We start from the raw sequence: 16,907 nt of genomic DNA on the forward strand, positions 1-16,907 counted from the left end.
AATTTGTTCCCGCTGAATCCCGGCTGCATTATCCCCGCTGGGCCCGATCCGGCGAGTTTGCTCAAAGCTCACGATCGACAAAATATTGATGTTATTTTGAAGTGAGATTAAGCAATATTCAAAATCAAATCATGTCTGGCGATCGCCCGAGTCATCTCAAAAGGCGATCGTACTTATATACAAAAATCAAAACAAGGAATTGGCAATGTTAGAAACTGAGGGCGATCGGGAAGCACGGCAGCGCATTGAAGAGGCACGGCGAGAGGGAGCAAGAACACTCGATCTTAGCTACATGGAACTGACGGAACTGCCAGAGGCGATCGCATCCCTCACTCAGTTGCAACACTTTGACCTCTCCAGAAATGAACTAACAGAACTGCCAGATGCAATCGCATCCCTGACCCAGTTACAACAGCTTGACCTCTCTGACAATCAACTGATGGAACTGCCAGAGGCGATTGGCTCGCTCACCCAATTAAAGTTGTTGAATCTTAACGACAACAAGCTAACGTCTCTACCAAATTGCTTGGGAAATCTAAATAAATTAGAGAAAATACAATTATCCTCGAACCAGCTAGATGAAATACCTCTTGTTCTGCGGAGATTAAACTTACTAAAGGAACTTTATATACCTAGAAACAAACTACGAATAATTCCCCACTGGATTGGGGAATTGCAATTACTGGAATCATTGAGCTTATCTGGGAATCAAATTACCAATTTACCGGATTCAATAAAGAACTTACTGAAACTGAAAATACTTTGGTTAGGCGCTGAGTTTCCTAACATTGATTCTGAATTGCAAGACTTAGGCAATCCGTTATATGAACTTCCATCTTGCTTAAGCCTACCCAAACAAATTAAAAAACTTTCACTTGCAAATTGTAGTTTGACTACGCTACCAAACTGGTTAGGCGAACTTACAGAATTATCTGAACTTCAGTTAAATACAAATAATTTGGCTGACTTACCAGCATCGCTGTGTCAGCTCTCTAATATAGAAAATCTGTATTTAGAAAACAATGCCCTCAACCCTGACCTAGCAGCTGCATACCAGCAAAGCACTAAAGCTGTTTTGCAATACCTGAGGGCAAAAGCAGAGGCACAAGTAACGCTGAATGAAGCCAAACTGATCCTAATTGGCGAGGGTGAGGTGGGCAAGAGTTGTGTGTTGGGTGCATTGCGGGGGGATGAATGGGTGGATGGTCGCCCCACGACTCACGGGATTGAAATTAAATCTGTAATCGTCACCGATCCCGACAGTGGTACAGAGATATCACTCAATGGTTGGGATTTTGGCGGTCAACGGGTTTATCGACCGACGCACCAGTTGTTTTTCAGTGCGCCAGCCGTGTATCTGGTTATCTGGAAGCCACGGGAAGGCCCCCAGCAGGGCTTTGTCAAAGAGTGGATTACGCTGATCAAAAATCGAGAACCAGATAGATGCAAAGGTGTTGGTCGTCGCAACCCACGGCGGTCCCGGACAGCGACAACCGGATATTGACAGACAAGAAATTTTGGATCAATTCGGCAAAGATACGGTAATCGATTTCTTCCATGTAGACAGCAAACCCAACCAGGATACGACGGATTGCGCTGGTCTTGCAGAATTAAAAGATACTATTGCTCGTGTCGCTGCATCTCTTCCCGAAATGCGGCGTTCCGTTCCAGCAAAGTGGCAACGGGTGCGGGAAACCTTACAGACAAGTGACAAAGCCTATCTCCCCTACAATGATGTCATTGCCATCTGCGCTAAAGAGGGAATCGATGAGGAGCAAGCAGAACTGTTTCTTCGCATCTCCCATATATTAGGGCATTTCATCCATTACCATTACGACCCAACACTACGCGATATCGTCATCCTCAAACCCGACTGGCTGGCAAAGGCGATCAGCTTCGTGCTAGATGATGAAACGACACGCAAACGCAACGGTTTAGTGGAATTTCAGCATCTCAGCCAGTTGTGGAGCCATCCGCCATTTGCAGGCGAAGAAGGCTACCCCTCAAAGTTGCATCCAATCTTTCTGCGACTGATGGAACGCTTTGATCTATCCTACAAAGTGGTTTTCGATCCGTCAGAAACTAGCAATACCAGCCTCATTGCTCAACTTGTTCCCGACACACGCCCGGAGCCATTGCCCAATTGGGGAGAGCAACCAGAAGCGGGAGACAGGCAACAGATACAAATCTGTCGCATTGTGGACAGTCGCGGACAGTTTGCAGTAGCAGAAGGGTTATTTTATCAATTGATTGTCCGGTTGCACAAATACTCACTGGGGCGGACTAATTACGAAAACAGCATTCACTGGCAACGCGGCTTAATGCTTGACAATGATTACAACGGTCGGGCATTGCTGGAATATGTTGGCACTGATGTAAAAATCACGGTGCGGGCAGCTTATCCAGAAAGGTTCCTGTCATATCTCACGGAAGAGATTAAATGGCTAGTCGAGAATTTCTGGGAAGGATTGCGTTGTAACGTCATGGTTCCCTGCATTGCACCGTGCAGCATGAATGCGCCTGGAAACGGACTGTTTGAGGTACAGAAACTAATTGAAAGTAAAAAGAAAAATCGTCATGAATTCCCGTGTCCCATTTCCGGGTGTGGTGAATGGCAAAATATAGACCGACTGCTAAATAACGCGCCGACTGCTCAACCCCCATCCCAAGAAATCGGCATTCAGCAGTTCCGAAATATTGTCAAAGACGCGCTAAAAATCATCCGCCAAGATTTAGTAATTTTAGATCGTCGAGGTGAAGAACGCTTTCAGTCATTGTCTCAGGATCAGCGGATCATTCTCAGCAAAGTCGATGAGGAATTTGCGTCGCTAATGCAAATGCTCACCGATGAAGCGAAAGATGGCCCGCGCCTGTTCAGTTTCAAGCCCGTCGATCCAAGCTTTTTCGATCGCCCCAAATGGATAAGTACAAAATTGCAAATTACCCTCTGGTGCGAACACTCTCGTCAACCGCTTCCCGCCTTAAATCCTAACGACAAGAAGAAGGGAGTTTATGAATTGGAAGTGTCGCGCGAATGGTTTACCAAAGCAGCCCCCTATCTCAAAATTTTGACCGGAACCCTGAGTCTAGTCTTACCTGTCGCAGCCTCGGCCACCAAGCTAATGCTAGATGAAGCCACCTACAAAGGTATTGAAGAGGAACTCGATCTCGGACAAAAAAGCATCGAGTCTACCTTGAAAGGAAGCGATTTAGCGACTAATTTGTCTACCGAAAGTGAGGCCCCTGATTGGCAACAGGGCGAAGCAGCCATCCGCGCCCAAGGCTCGATTTTGCGACAATTACACGCGCAGCTAAAAGCAAAAGATCCTGGTTTTGGTGGCTTGGTGCGGGTGCAGAACAGACGCCGCGAATTTCTGTGGGTTCATCCTCAGTTTGTAGAGGAGTATTAATATTTTTATCTTGACACTATTATTGCGATCGTGTGATAATTTAAACAGGAAATCTCTTCCATGCTCTGCCGGGAAGGAGAGCAATACCAAATCCAGCATCAAAGCATCTCATCTTCAAGCTTACTTGGGAACGAGGAAATAGTCTCGCTAAATGTCCTGACTGTTATTTCCCCGCCTAAATCCTGAGCTAGTAAATCGATACCGTCAATAACTTTATTTGGCTGGGCTATACTCAAAACCTCATAGCATTTTTCCCGATAATCGGGACGATCTTGGAAATACTGAATCGCTCGAGCGAGCGGTTCCATAACTTGATAAGCTGCTTCCGCTTTGTCGATCGCCTCTTGGGGAATCGGAGTCGCTAACCGTTGCATAGCCAAGTCGATTAAATCTCTAGAATTTACCCGATCGCCCGGCTGTCGATCGGCATTTGCCAACAGCTTTTCTGCTATACTATCAATTTGATTCAAACAAGGAACAGGCGACCAATTTGGATAATTTGGTTCGCCAAACTCAATTCGCCCTTCACAAACCATCTCGAATTTAATAGTAGTGCCGCCCACAATAACAGGAAATCTTATCCCATACTGGTTTGCTTGAATATCGTTCGGGAGAACAATGCGTGAAGCGAAGCTATCCCCAAGGGAATCGCGACTAGCAAAAATCGCATCATAGCCCCCTTCTGCAACTTTTCGGCGCAGAAGACGGTAGCCATTATCCATCGGACACATAAAGTCAATATCCTGACTCAACCGATATTCTCCGTGTTCCATACTTACCAACATTCCGCCGCCAAAATACGCCCGACATTCCTGTAGAAATTCGACATTCAAGTGGCTGAGTACAGTTAATATCTTTTGATGAATTTCGCGTTTAAACATTGCTTGAGAACTTACCCAATTTTCGGGATTTTTTGGCGGAAAACTGCTTCCCAGTTCCGCTATTAACCAAGACTGATAGTGTTCGCTAATTTGTTGAATAAAAGCCAGTTCCTCGGAGCTAGGTGTTCCCAACACTCCCCAATAATGCCAGCCGGATTCGTAGCGGCATAGCATTTCCTTGAAACTCATTTTTTTTACATCAGCAATTTGCCAGCAGATAGCTTGAAGAAATGGGAGTTCTGCAGGAACTTTAAATGCAGTTGCTATTTCTTGATTGTTCATCTGCTTTCGGGGAAAGCGAGGCAGAGCCTCTGGATATGCGTTACCAGGCAGAGCCTGGCAACGAGGAATTTTGTTTGAGTCGGCGCAGGCGGACTTTGTTTGTTTAGCCCCGAATTCTATTCGGCGGGTTCTATTCCGTAGGTTCCTAACTTCCCGATAAAATCTCTTCGAGTGCTAATTTCAGCGTCGGATATTGATATTTGAAACCGCTAGCTAAAGTGTGTTTCGGCAACACTTTTTGCCCTTCTAAAACAACTTTTGCCCCGTCTCCCAACAGCATTTCTAAAGCAAAACTTGGCACCGGCAACCAAGAAGGTCGCTGCAAAACTTCCCCTAAAGTTTGACACAATTCATTCATCCGCACCGGATTCGGTGCTGTCGCATTCAAAACGCCTTCAACTTGCGAATTTTGCAAAGCGTACAAAATTAAATCAACCACATCCTCGCGATGAACCCAAGAAAACCACTGTTTTCCTGTCCCAATCGGGCCGCCTGCAAATAGTTTAAAAGGTGGCAGCATTTTTGCCAACGCGCCTCCCATTCCCAAAACTATCCCCAACCGCAAAATTGCTAGCCGCGTTCCCGCATTTTTGGCAGGTTGGGCGGCTGCTTCCCAGTCTTTGCAAACTGCTGCTAAAAAATCGTTTCCAGCGAGGCTCGTTTCGTCAAACTCAGCGGTTTCGCTGGTTCCGTAATAGCCGATCGCCGATGCGCTAACAAACACAGATGGCCTAGGATTAGCATTGACGATCGCCTCGACCAATTTTGCCGTCGTCAGTTTGCGACTGTCCAGAATTGCTTGCTGGCGCGCCTCCGTCCACCTTTCCTCCGCAATCGGAACCCCTGCTAAATTGACAACAGCGTCGCAGCCCGCGATCGACTTTTGCCAATCACCAGACTCCGCAGGAGTGTAGGCGACAACTTCCAAATTCGGATAAGCTGAAGCCGGAAAAACTCGGCCAGCCTTCGCGGCATCCCTGCTCAAAACCACCATTTGATGTCCCGCAGCTTGCAGCTTCTCCACCAGCCGGCTACCTACAAATCCCGTTGCTCCCGCGATCGCTACTTTCATCTTTTACCAATAATGCACAGTTCTAGCAGTTTAGACGATCGTCCAAACTTGTTTTGAATTATACAAAAATAAACAGCAGCCTCGATCGCCTCCACACAAGCTTTCTGTATTTTGATTAAACTGATATGGGACGCGAGGAACACAAACCATGCCTGCAAAAAAATCAAAGCTTCTAATTGCTGCCTCCATCGCCGCAGCAGGTAGCGCTGCGGTCTACTTTTACTTCCAGGGTTTGAGCCAACAAGTATCCAACCCTCAAGACAGCGCCAAAGTTGTACCCGACGAAGCAATGATGGCCGCGTTCATCTCCCCCAATCCCCAAGCGTTGTCCAAGTTGCAGCGATTTGGCACGCCAGGAGCTCAAAAGTTGATCGGTCAGGGTTTGAAGGGCTTTCAAGAACAAAGCTTGGCAGGCACTCAAATCGACTTTGACAGGGACTTAAAGCCTTGGTTAGGGGGGGTGATGGTCGCTTTGCTGCCTCCTGATGCTGTGACGAATACAGAGCCTCCAAAACTGCTGGTAGTAGTCAGCGTGAAAAATAAAATTAGCGCTTGGAATTTTGCGAATAAATTAAAATCTCAGCCCGGTGCAACTACTCAAGAAACCGAGTATAAAGGAGTTAAAATTTTTGAGATTGCAGAGCCAACTGGCAAGCGCTACAGTGTGGCTTTGCTGAACGACCAATTAGTGATGGCTCCTTTGAAAAAGCCTGTGGAATTGGCGATCGATACTTTTAAAGGAGAACCCTCCCTCGCTACGCAGCAAAGCACAACTAAGTTTTTTGCAGAGAGTGCTGGTGTCAAGAATCCGATCGCAACTGTTTATATTGCTGATTATCCTGCTGCAATTGAGCAATTGAAAGCTAATTTGCCCGCAGATATTCAGTTGCCTTGGACAGTGTTTTCGCAGTTCAAACAAGTTAAGTCTTTGGTAGCGGGAATTGGAGCGGATAGTGAGGGATTGAGGGTAAAAACTATTGCTCAGTTAGACCCGAAATTCGTGCAGCAAAATCCACAAGTCGCATCGAAATTGTTACCCAGATTTCCCGGCGAAACTATTGCTTTAGTCGGCGGCAAGGGACTAGATCAAATTTGGTCGCAGGCGACGGCCCAGGCAAAAGATAGCCCGGAAGTTGACAGGGGAATTCAGCAGGTGAGGAGTAGTTTTAAACGGTTGGATTTGGATGCGGATCGTGATGTTTTTGGTTGGATGAACGGGGAATTTGCGATCGGGGCGATCGGTTCGGATCAAGGTATTTTGTCTCAGTTGGGGATGGGGGCAGCGATGATTTTTGAAACCAGCGATCGCCCTGCTGCAGAAGCAACCCTGAAAAAACTCGATGCGATCGCCAAAAGCAATGCTACAGTCAGTGTCGCCCCCAGACAAGTTCAAGGAAAGGAAGTTACGGAATGGAAAATACCCCAGCAAGGCACTTTATTCGGGCACGGTTGGCTGAATGAAAATTCTGTGTTTGTAGCTTTCGGCGGGCCTTTAGTTGATGTGATTACTTCGACGCCGCCCCAGCCGTTAAGCAGCAGTCCGAGTTTTCAGGCGATCGCTACTTCTTTACCGCGGGGCAATCAAGGTTACTTTTACATAGATATGGAAAAAACCATGTCTTGGGCTAACCAATATTTGCTCGCAGTACAGCCAAATTTAGTTTCGCCGCCCGCCGCTGAATTGCTAAATTCTCTCCGAGGAGTTAGCGTAGCCACAGCTTCTACGCAACCCACAACTGCTGAGTTGGAGATGCTTTTTGCCTTGAAATCTAACAATTAGGGAATTTGTAATCGGTAATTTGTAATCGGTAATTTTTCCTTCTATCCTTGTATCCCTTAAATCCCGATTCACTGCGCGTTGCCGGAGTTTTTTCTGACCAAAAAAAGATGCTGCCCTCAATGGAGGGCAGCTACTCAAGTAAAGCATCTTAAAGTCTCTCAAAGCTTCAGAATTAACCTTCAGACATTCCTGATTTATTTGGCAATTGCAAATCATCCGGATCTACATAGTGACAAACTGCTTTGTCCATGCAAATCAAGGCCCAGCCAGATTTATCGATGCTCATCAATTTGTAAGAAGCAGGCTGAATAAAGAAACCTTTGTGGTTGCGGGTTGCTGGTTTGATGTTAACGTGGCTGTCATTGCTCATGTTTTTACAACTCCTAGTATTATCGTAGTAAAATCTGAAAACCGCTGAGCCGGTTTGTGAATCGTCTAAGTTTTCAAATACTAGCACTGACTTTCTGAGTTTTCCATAAAGTTATTTATTGATTTATTACGATCTCGTAATAAACTCCAAAGCCAGTTTTGTTGCTCCCCGCCCCCAAATCGACTTGTTTGCGGCGTTACGGCTCCAAAAGCCACTGTTTAACGCGGGCGAGACTCTTCCAGTCGGGTTTTCTGCTTAATCCTTCTTCAAAATTTTTTTTAACTTCGTCGAGCAACTCTTCGGAAGCTATCAGTAATTGCTGAGCCACTTCTACATGGGGGCGCACTCCTTTCTCTTTGAGATCGAGAATGGCTACTGCTAGGTTGATGCGAGCTTGGGGGTCGTGAGGGTTCAATTTAACGGCGGTTTTCGCTGCCTTTTGAGCCGGTGCGGGTTTATTTTCTAACAGGTAGAGCCACGCCAGGCTAGCCCAGGCATTGCCATTTTTGGGAGCTTTTTCGCACACTTCTTTAAACACGGGGATCAGATTAGCCGGGGCTTCGCCAGCTTGGTAGCGATCGAAACCGTCTTTAAACAATTCTTCAGGGGTCATTCGATTTTAGATTTTAGATTTGGGATGTTGCATGGAAAAGGGCATGGGGCAGTTAACAACTTACTGCCCCATGCCCTCTTTTCCGATTTATGTAGAAAAAGAACTGCCACAACCGCAAGTTTGAGTTGCGTTGGGGTTAGTAAACTGAAAACCGCCCCCGATCATAGCATCGCTGAAGTCGAGAACCAAACCGTAGAGATAAAGAATGCTCTTGCGATCGCAAACTACCTGAAAACCGTCGTAGTCGAACACTTCATCGTCGGATTTCACAGTGCTGGGGTCTGCGAAATCCATCACGTAGGACATTCCAGAGCAGCCGCCCTGGCGCACCCCTACCCGCAAGCAGAGGTCTTTACCTTGTTTCTCTCTCAGAGCTAAAACTTGACGGACAGCAGAGTCCGTCATTTGAATTCCACGCTTTTGTGAAGTGGCTTGAGTCATAATTTGCCGAACTCCTGAGATTGTCTAATGCTAAGAGTTTAATCTTATGCCTCCATTGTACAGGCATTCGCGAGAAGGCCTTGGGTTAGATGCTGAAGGCAGAATTTTTACCTTCTAATTTTTAATTCCCGTGGGGCCTCGTTCCCCAGCTTGATGCCCTCTCCCCCTATAGGGTTTATGATTGATAAGCAGCGGTTGACCGGCTACCGGCACCGCAACAATGCTTCACCCAACGGGCTTACTCTATGGCAGCGCTGAATCGCACTACTCTTCGTCGGCTACAAAACTTACCTCAAATTCCCAGCGTGTGGGAGGGCGATCGCCGACCTTTATCTAATGCTGACTCGCACATGATGCTAGAGGACGACGACGTTCTAGAAGCTGGTGGCGAGTGCATTCTCTGGGTCGATGGCTCCGAAGGAGTCGTGAGAGCTATGGACATGGTAGGCCCAGATGCTGGCCCAGAGGCGATCGTCCGGGCCCTGCTACGGGCAATGGAACATCCTCAAAGTCCGGCTCCCGCAGTCCGCCCCCAAAAAATAGTAGTTAAAAACCGAGAAATTCAATTTTATCTGCGGGGCGTACTTCAAGATTTAAGCATTTCCATTGACTACGTGCCGGAATTGCCCTTAATTGACGAAATATTTCGCGGCATGGAAGAGGTGGCGATCAACAGACCTCCTGAGTTACCCCCTCAGTATGCTGAAGTTTTAATGGAAAAAGCTGCTCAAATTTGGCACGACGCTCCGTGGCGGACTTTGAGCGAGCACCAAATTATATCTATTGAAATCAATCAGTGGGATGTCGGCAGCCTCTACGTATCCGTATTGGGGCAAGCCAGGATGGATTACGGAGTTTTACTGTACCGTTCTCTAGAATCCTTGAAACGGTTTCGAGAACGAGTCGTCAACGATGAATCTTTTGAAGATTTAGAACAGGCTTTTTTAGGGCAAGACTGTTTGTTTGTTACCTTTGAAAGTGCAGCAGATATTGATGAGGACGACGACGAAGAAATTGATTTAGCCGATTTGCCTCCATCAGAAATTGAACCAAATTTCGGCAACCTGCATCCTTTAGAAGGATTGCGATCGATTCTTTACGAAGAAGAAGCCCTCACGATGTTAGTGGCTCTCAAAGCATTTCACCGCTTTTTCCGCAACGGTCGCCGGAAATTGGGAGCAGAGACGTTTCCCAGTCTTAGCAGCCGCTACCGCATCCCAGTTCCGCAGTCTGACGGAGAAATTCAACAGGTATCCGTTAAAGTTTCCACGATGCCGGATGTGTCAGACGAATTATTACAGATGCTCGGTGATGACGATGATGACGATGATGACGATGATGATGAATTTGACAAGCCACTGCTGCGGGACGATTTGGTGCCGCAAAATTCATTTTTGAGTCTCGGCGCCGTACCTTGGGAAACGGTAGAGTTCCTGCGCGAAAGTGTCCAGTTTCACCAAGGTGCAGAAATTGATATTAATACCGCCGGAGATGGTTTGCCAGTGGTGATGATCCAAACTTCTCATCCGAAGGCAAAAACTATGATTCAGGATTTGAAAGAAGCTGGAGGTGTGAAGGGGATTGGTTTTAATCCGGGCGAAAATCCTTTTCAGGATGAGCAATACGACTTGGGTATTTTGCAAACTAAAAATGGGGAGCTGTATTTGTTTGGGGAGTTTAATGAAGACGATCCGGTGCATCAGGAAGCTCGCAAGAAGTGGGACCGTCGCTGTAAATTAACCAACGGTTGGTGCGGTTTGATTATTGCTAAAGGGTTGATGGGTGCTTCTCGCGGTCAGCCTCAGTTTAAGGATATGATCGCTTTGCTTGAGGTGCGCTGGGTGTCTGCTAAAGACTTGGGAATTGGGCCACTTCAGTTGATGCCGATGTTTTAAAGTTAGTTGACTGTTGACTGTTGACTGTATGACTGTTTTGAGAAGAAAGAGGTAAAAGTAATTTGTATGGTGCGCTCCAGCGCACCATAGTTGTTAAATTATTAAGGAAAATGATGATGTCAAATTCTACTCAAAAGCGAGAAGTGTTAGTCGCCCTTGATGCTGAATTCGCAGATAAAATAGACCAGCTTACTGATGATTGGACGGAGGCGATCGAACAAGCTCTCCGTCTCTGGTACGCTAAGCAAATAGAAGATAAGTTGCGGAATTTTTATCAAAACCGCAGCCAAGAAGATATTGAGTTTGAGGAAGAATGGGCAACATTGGCTCAGGAACAAATGGAAGAAATTTTAATAGAGGAAGGTCTTTGAGACAATGACAGAAGCTTATCCGCGACAGGGCGAAGTTTATCTTGTTAGAGCTTTGCGAACGATCGGAGATACCAAAAAGCGTCCTGTTGCTGTCGTTTCCATAGATAGCCGGAATGAATTGAGCCGTACTGTACTGATTGTCCCTTTTACTAGCGATTTGAGAGGGGGCGAAACTCCGACTAGGGTTTTGATTCCTGCTGGTGAAGGAGGGTTAGAATCTGACTCCCTGGCTGTCTGCGAGCAAATTCTAACTGTCCAAAAGACTTATCTGGAACAAGGCCCTTACGGTCAACTTAGTGCCAATGTCTTAGCAAGAATGCAGAGGGCTATACAAGTGTCGATCGGCATTTATGAACTTTGAATGTTTCGGAAATTCTAAAATTTGTTACAATCTGTAAAAATACGGGAAAGGATAGGTAAAATGCGGGTTGCGATCGCAGGTGCGGGACTGGCTGGAATGACCACAGCAGTCGATTTAGTGGAAGCCGGCCACGAAGTAGAAATTTTTGAATCCCGCCCCTTTGTCGGCGGCAAAGTCGGCAGTTGGGTAGATCCCGACGGCAATCACGTTGAAATGGGTTTGCACGTCTTCTTCGGCTGTTATTATAACTTATTTGCTCTGATGAAAAAAGTGGGAGCATTTGACGATTTGCTCCTCAAAGAACACGTCCACACTTTTATCAATCGAGGCGGCGAAACCGGTTCTTTAGATTTTCGCTTTCCGGTGGGTGCTCCTTTGCACGGATTGAAGGCGTTTTTCACGACATCTCAGCTATCCGTACAAGACAAAATTCAAAATGCGATCGCCCTGGGAACTAGCCCGATCGTCCGAGGTTTAATAGACTTTGACGGGGCAATGAAAACTATCCGCGATTTGGATAAAATTAGCTTTGCTGACTGGTTCCGCAGTCAAGGTGGCAACCAAAACTCGCTCAAAAGAATGTGGAATCCGATCGCCTACGCACTGGGTTTTATCGACACTGAAAATATTTCTGCCCGGTGTATGTTGACAATATTTCAATTCTTTGCATCAAAAACAGAAGCCTCTGTCATGCGGATGCTGGCTGGTTCTCCCAACGAATATTTGCACAAGCCAATTGTGGAATATTTGGAAAAGAAAGGAGCAAAAATTTACACGCGGCGCAGAGTGAGAGAAATTCAGTTTGAAGAAGGCGAAGAAACCCGCGTAACAGGCTTGCTAGTAGCTAACGGCGAAACAGAAGAAAATATTACCGCAGACGCTTACGTTTTCGCCTGCGACGTGCCGGGAATTCAGAAAATATTGCCCCCAGCTTGGCGCAAATGGTCAGAATTTGACAACATTTATAAATTAGATGCTGTGCCGGTTGCTACAGTACAATTGCGGTTCGACGGTTGGGTAACGGAACTGGAAGACCAAGCCCAGCGCAAACAGTTGAGTCACGCTGTAGGAATCGATAATTTGCTATATTCAGCAGATGCAGATTTTTCTTGTTTTGCAGATTTGGCGCTGACAAGTCCCAAAGATTATTATCAAGAAGGCAAAGGTTCGCTGCTGCAGTTGGTGCTGACACCGGGAGATCCGTTTATTAAACAAAGCAATGAGGCGATCGCCCAACACGTACTTAAGCAAGTTCAGGATTTATTCCCCTCAGCGCGGGAATTAAACATGACTTGGTACAGTGTAGTTAAGCTCGCTCAATCTTTGTATCGTGAAGCACCGGGAATGGATGTTTTCCGCCCTGCTCAAAAAACTCCGATCGCCAATTTCTTTCTAGCAGGAAGTTACACTCAGCAAGACTACATTGATAGCATGGAAGGAGCGACACTTTCAGGGCATCAAGCGGCTAAGGCAATTCTCGAAGCTTACAGTCATTAGTCATTAGTCCTCTCTCGTTTTCTCTGGTTCCCAGGCTCTTCCTGGGAATGCCGATCAGGAGGCTCTGCCTCCAGTATTCGACAGGAAAAGCGAGGCGCAGCCTGTGGATCTGCGTTACCAGGCATAGCCTGGTAACAAGAAACAAACAATTCTTCAATCTAAAATCTAAAATCTAAAATCTAAAATCCCATGACTGATTGGTTAGAACACAGTGTTCAAGTAGAAGTGGCAATTCCCATCGAATTAGCGTGGCAACTCTGGTCAGATTTAGAGCAAATGCCGCGCTGGATGAAGTGGATAGAATCTGTTCATATTCTCGAAGAAGATCCAGAATTGTCTCGCTGGAAACTCGCAACTGGCGGGTTAGAATTTAGCTGGCTTTCTCGGATTCTCAAATTAGTGCCGCATCAGATAATTCAGTGGGAATCGGTAGACGGTTTGCCAAATCGAGGTGCCGTAAGATTTTACGATCGCAAAGACAGCAGTATCGTCAAGCTGACAGTGGCTTACGGAATTCCCGGCTGGCTGGGAAAATTGATGGATAACCTATTTCTGGGCCGCGTGGTTGAATCGACAATTCAGGCTGACTTGGAAAGGTTTAAAGAGTATGCTCTGAAAGTGAAAGCGACATCTTAAATTCTGAGGACTAAAGTCGTTTGGTTTTTAATTGTAACGCGAGAGTCGATCGCCCTCCGGCCTCAGTATCATAGAGATGTGCTGCTGATTCCTTCTCGGTTCAGTTATGAGTTACTGTCTAAACCCCGCCTGTCAAAACCCGCAAAATGCCGATCGTACCCAATTCTGCCTGAATTGCGGCTCCAAACTGTTGCTGAGAGAGCGTTACCGCGCCATCAAACCTCTCGGGCGCGGTGGTTTCGGTCGCACTTTTTTAGCAATAGACCAAGACAAACCCTCCAAACCCCGCTGTGCAATTAAACAGTTTTTCCCGCTATCTCAAGGTACCAGCAGCAGCGAAAAAGCAGCAGAATTATTCAACCGAGAAGCGGTACGGCTGGACGAATTGGGGAAACACCCGCAAATTCCAGAACTGCTGGCGCACTTTCAGCAGGAACGCTATCAGTATTTGGTGCAGGAATTTATAGAAGGTCAGAATTTACAGGAAGAGTTGGCGCGGACTGGGCCTTTTAGCGAAAGTCAGATTCTCAGTCTGCTGAAGGATTTATTGCCAGTATTGCAGTTCGTGCACGATCGCAGTGTAATTCACCGAGATATTAAACCCCCCAACATTATCCGGCGCCGCATTTCTCAAACTCCTATCATTTATACTTACCCCACATTAACGGGCGAATTAGTTTTAGTTGATTTTGGCGCTGCAAAAGTTGTGGAGGGTTTGAGACAAACTGGTACAGTCATCGGTTCTCCCGAATTCGTGGCGCCGGAACAAATTAGAGGTCAAGCGGTTTATGCCAGCGATTTGTACAGTTTAGGAGTAACTTGCATTTATTTGCTGACTAAAATATCTCCTTTTGATTTGTTTGATATCAATCGAGATGCTTGGGTTTGGCGAGACTTTTTAAAAGTTCAAATCGATCCGAAATTAAGTCGCATCCTCGACAAAATGATCGAACCAAGTCTCAGTCGCCGCTACAAATCAGTAGCTGAGGTATTGAAAGATTTGCAGCTGCAGTCGGCGGGGGCGGGAATGGAGACACCGCCGCTACCAGCGCCTAAAATTTCCGTGCCACAGAGAACCCCTGCGGTGCAGAATGCAGTGCCGCCAACGGTTGCAGGCACAATTATACCTGTGCCGCCGATGCAGCGGGTTGTACCCGCACGCGCGCCTACTTGGAGGTGTGTTCATACTCTCGTAGGGCATTCTAATGCTGTCACGTCGGTAGCTTTCAGTCCAGATGGCGCGGCTTTAGCTAGTGGCAGTGAGGACAAGACGATCGAGATGTGGAAGTTGGATGCGGGTAAGCGGTGGTACACTCTTACGGGTCATTCTGACTGGGTGACTTGTGTGGCGTTTAGTCCTGATGGCGCGACTTTGGCTAGTGGCGGCCGGGACAAAACAATTCAAATTTGGGATTTGAATAAGGGTAAGTGGTGGTATGCTTTGCGGGGTCACGAGGACAGGGTTTATGCTGTGGCTTTCAGTCGGGACGGTCAGGTTTTGGCTAGTGGCAGTCGGGACAAAACTGTGCAGTTGTGGAATTTGAATAAGGGAAGGCGGATGTCGGCTTTGACGGGTCACGCTGGGGGGGTGGAGGCTGTGGCTTTTAGTGCTGGCGGGGAGTTTTTGGCTAGTGGCAGTCGGGACAAGACTGTGCAGTTGTGGGATTGGCAAAATAATCGATCGATTTGTACTTTAGCAGAGCACGGGGATTGGGTGCGGGCGATCGTTTTTGCTGCGAACTCCCCCAACTCCCCTGCCGGTCAGACCCCCCCCAGCCCCCCCTTAGTAAGGGGGGGAGTAGGAGAAGGATTGATTTTAGCTAGCGGGAGTCGGGATGGTACGGCGAAGCTGTGGCGGGTGGATGCACAGGGGGGAGGGACGCTGTTGCGGAGTATGAGGGACAATTCTGGGGATGTTTTGTGTCTGGCGTTGAGTCCCGATGGTCGGGTTTTGGCGACGGGGAGTCGGGATGGCACGATTTATTTGTGGGATGCGGGTACGGGGGGTTTGCTGGAAATTCTAACCGGCCACGGGGAGGAGGTTTTGTCGGTGGCGTTTAGTGCTGATGGGGGGAGTTTGGCTAGCGGTGCGGGCGATCGAACTGTGAAGATTTGGCGGGGGATTGGGCATTAGGGGCGATGTCAAGAGTGCCCGCTTAAAAAATTCTCATATTTCTGCTTGACAGGCGATCGAATGTTCTGCTATATTAGGAATTCGTGAGGACGCATAGCTCAGTTGGTTAGAGCACTACGTTGACATCGTAGGGGTCACTGGTTCGAGTCCAGTTGTGTCCATGAATTTCAAATCATTTATAAATCAAGGGTTTTAGGTTTGCCGTCCTACCGAGAGTCTGGTCTTTCGCTAGACAATTAACCTATTAGTTAGATAATTCACTTAAAAATCTGACGCACCCTACTGAATGAGAATCAAATGATATTAGAGCATTGGAGACTTTACCATGACTCAAGCGATATCGAAGTTAAGGAGTTTTGATGAATTTCTGGAAGAAAAACCCGAAAACGGACGCTATGAATTACATAACGGAGTTATTGTTGAAATGCCAAATCCAACGGGTAAACATTCAGCGAGCGCGGGTTTTCAAGCGATAGAATTGGGTTTAGAAATCAGGCGATTACAACTTCCTTACTTTATTCCCAAGGAATGTACAATTAAATTTAATGATAACTCTGGCTACGATCCCGATGTGATTGTATTAGATAAACAAGCCGTAGAATCCAATGAGTCTCGATGGGAAAGAGAATCAGTTATTACTCAGGGAAATTCGGTTAAATTAGTTATTGAAGTTGTCAGCACAAATTGGCGCGATGATTATGCACATAAAATGATTGATTATGAAGCATTAGGCATTCCTGAATATTGGATTGTAGATTATTTGAGTTTAGGGGGTAGCCGTTATATTGGTTATCCGAAACAGCCTACTATATCGGTTTATCAGTTAGTAGATGGTGAGTATCAAATTAAGCTGTTTCGAGGAGATGAAAGAATTGAATCAGCGGTGTTTCCCGAGTTAAATTTGACCGCTAAGCAAATTTTTAATGGTGGATAAGCGATCCGCGATCACATAGCTCAGTTGGTTAGAGCACTACAATGCCATTGTAGGGGTCAGCGGTTCGAGTCCAGTTTTGTCCATAGCTAAAACCCGCCCACAAAGCGGGTTTTGTTGTTTCTATAACCAAACTGGTAGATTTGGCATTCTCAATTACTGGAGTTTAGACTAAGAAAAGCTGGCTCAGTTAGAAACTGAGGCATAAAAAATTCATTGGGCAGCCAAATATA

General features: G+C 46.6%; 15 protein-coding genes and 1 tRNA gene. 11 read left to right on the forward strand and 5 right to left on the reverse strand.

What is annotated here, in order from left to right; genetic code table 11:
* Positions 1–205 precede the first annotated feature (205 nt).
* Both QUA38_RS19345 and QUA38_RS19350 read left to right on the forward strand, forming a co-directional pair.
* Entirely contained in the window at positions 206–1,504 is a 1,299-nt protein-coding gene (locus QUA38_RS19345) for a leucine-rich repeat domain-containing protein (RefSeq protein WP_333164577.1), read from the forward strand.
* Positions 1,452–3,410 carry a COR domain-containing protein gene (locus QUA38_RS19350; RefSeq protein ID WP_333164581.1) on the forward strand — a complete coding sequence of 653 codons (1,959 nt, stop codon included), beginning with the start codon at positions 1,452–1,454 and terminating at the stop codon, positions 3,408–3,410. The genes QUA38_RS19345 and QUA38_RS19350 overlap by 53 nt, the downstream gene beginning before the upstream one ends.
* A gap of 98 nt (positions 3,411–3,508) precedes the next feature.
* Here the strand turns inward: QUA38_RS19350 and QUA38_RS19355 are convergent, their stop codons facing one another.
* Both QUA38_RS19355 and thyD read right to left on the reverse strand, forming a co-directional pair.
* Positions 3,509–4,573 carry a nucleotidyl transferase AbiEii/AbiGii toxin family protein gene (locus tag QUA38_RS19355; RefSeq protein ID WP_333164583.1) on the reverse strand — a complete coding sequence of 355 codons (1,065 nt, stop codon included), beginning with the start codon at positions 4,571–4,573 and terminating at the stop codon, positions 3,509–3,511.
* A 145-nt stretch (positions 4,574–4,718) separates the two neighbouring features.
* Complete coding sequence (gene thyD / locus QUA38_RS19360) at positions 4,719–5,645, reverse strand: thylakoid membrane protein ThyD (RefSeq protein WP_333164585.1); 927 nt, start codon at positions 5,643–5,645, stop codon at positions 4,719–4,721.
* Between the two features lie 148 nt (positions 5,646–5,793).
* On the opposite strand from thyD, the gene QUA38_RS19365 reads away from it, so the two are divergent.
* Positions 5,794–7,425: a DUF3352 domain-containing protein gene (locus tag QUA38_RS19365; RefSeq protein ID WP_333164586.1), complete on the forward strand. Its 1,632-nt coding sequence runs from the start codon at positions 5,794–5,796 to the stop codon at positions 7,423–7,425.
* A 172-nt stretch (positions 7,426–7,597) separates the two neighbouring features.
* Here QUA38_RS19365 and QUA38_RS19370 read toward each other — a convergent pair whose 3' ends face one another.
* The 3 genes from QUA38_RS19370 to QUA38_RS19380 form a co-directional block, all read right to left on the reverse strand.
* Entirely contained in the window at positions 7,598–7,795 is a 198-nt protein-coding gene (locus QUA38_RS19370) for a hypothetical protein (RefSeq protein WP_172187588.1), read from the reverse strand.
* 196 nt (positions 7,796–7,991) lie between these two features.
* Entirely contained in the window at positions 7,992–8,408 is a 417-nt protein-coding gene (locus QUA38_RS19375; protein ID WP_333164588.1) for a tetratricopeptide repeat protein, read from the reverse strand.
* 87 nt (positions 8,409–8,495) lie between these two features.
* The gene (locus QUA38_RS19380) at positions 8,496–8,849 is read right to left on the reverse strand and encodes a HesB/IscA family protein (RefSeq protein ID WP_172187584.1); all 354 of its coding nucleotides are present in this window, start codon (positions 8,847–8,849) and stop codon (positions 8,496–8,498) included.
* A gap of 245 nt (positions 8,850–9,094) precedes the next feature.
* Between QUA38_RS19380 and QUA38_RS19385 the strand changes: the two genes are divergently transcribed.
* The 8 genes from QUA38_RS19385 to QUA38_RS19420 all read left to right on the forward strand — a co-directional run bounded on the left by QUA38_RS19385 (position 9,095) and on the right by QUA38_RS19420 (position 16,677).
* A complete protein-coding gene (locus QUA38_RS19385) occupies positions 9,095–10,744 on the forward strand; it encodes a DUF6930 domain-containing protein (RefSeq protein ID WP_333164593.1) in 1,650 nt (549 codons plus the stop codon).
* 116 nt (positions 10,745–10,860) lie between these two features.
* Positions 10,861–11,115, forward strand: a complete 255-nt coding sequence (locus QUA38_RS19390) for a hypothetical protein (protein ID WP_333164595.1) — start codon at positions 10,861–10,863, stop codon at positions 11,113–11,115.
* A gap of 4 nt (positions 11,116–11,119) precedes the next feature.
* Positions 11,120–11,476, forward strand: coding sequence for a type II toxin-antitoxin system PemK/MazF family toxin (locus tag QUA38_RS19395; RefSeq protein WP_333164598.1), 357 nt, complete (start codon positions 11,120–11,122; stop codon positions 11,474–11,476).
* Between the two features lie 60 nt (positions 11,477–11,536).
* Positions 11,537–12,973: a 9,9'-di-cis-zeta-carotene desaturase gene (zds, locus tag QUA38_RS19400; RefSeq protein WP_333164608.1), complete on the forward strand. Its 1,437-nt coding sequence runs from the start codon at positions 11,537–11,539 to the stop codon at positions 12,971–12,973.
* A 189-nt stretch (positions 12,974–13,162) separates the two neighbouring features.
* Entirely contained in the window at positions 13,163–13,609 is a 447-nt protein-coding gene (locus QUA38_RS19405) for an SRPBCC family protein (RefSeq protein ID WP_333164601.1), read from the forward strand.
* 106 nt (positions 13,610–13,715) lie between these two features.
* Entirely contained in the window at positions 13,716–15,743 is a 2,028-nt protein-coding gene (locus tag QUA38_RS19410; RefSeq protein WP_333164603.1) for a serine/threonine-protein kinase, read from the forward strand.
* An 87-nt stretch (positions 15,744–15,830) separates the two neighbouring features.
* A tRNA-Val gene (locus QUA38_RS19415) sits at positions 15,831–15,904 on the forward strand.
* Between the two features lie 164 nt (positions 15,905–16,068).
* On the forward strand, positions 16,069–16,677 hold the full coding sequence (locus QUA38_RS19420) for a Uma2 family endonuclease (protein WP_333164605.1): 609 nt from the start codon (positions 16,069–16,071) through the stop codon (positions 16,675–16,677).
* Positions 16,678–16,907: the final 230 nt, after the last annotated feature.

The organism is Microcoleus sp. Pol12B4, assembly GCF_036701385.1.
GTDB lineage: Bacteria > Cyanobacteriota > Cyanobacteriia > Cyanobacteriales > Microcoleaceae > Microcoleus.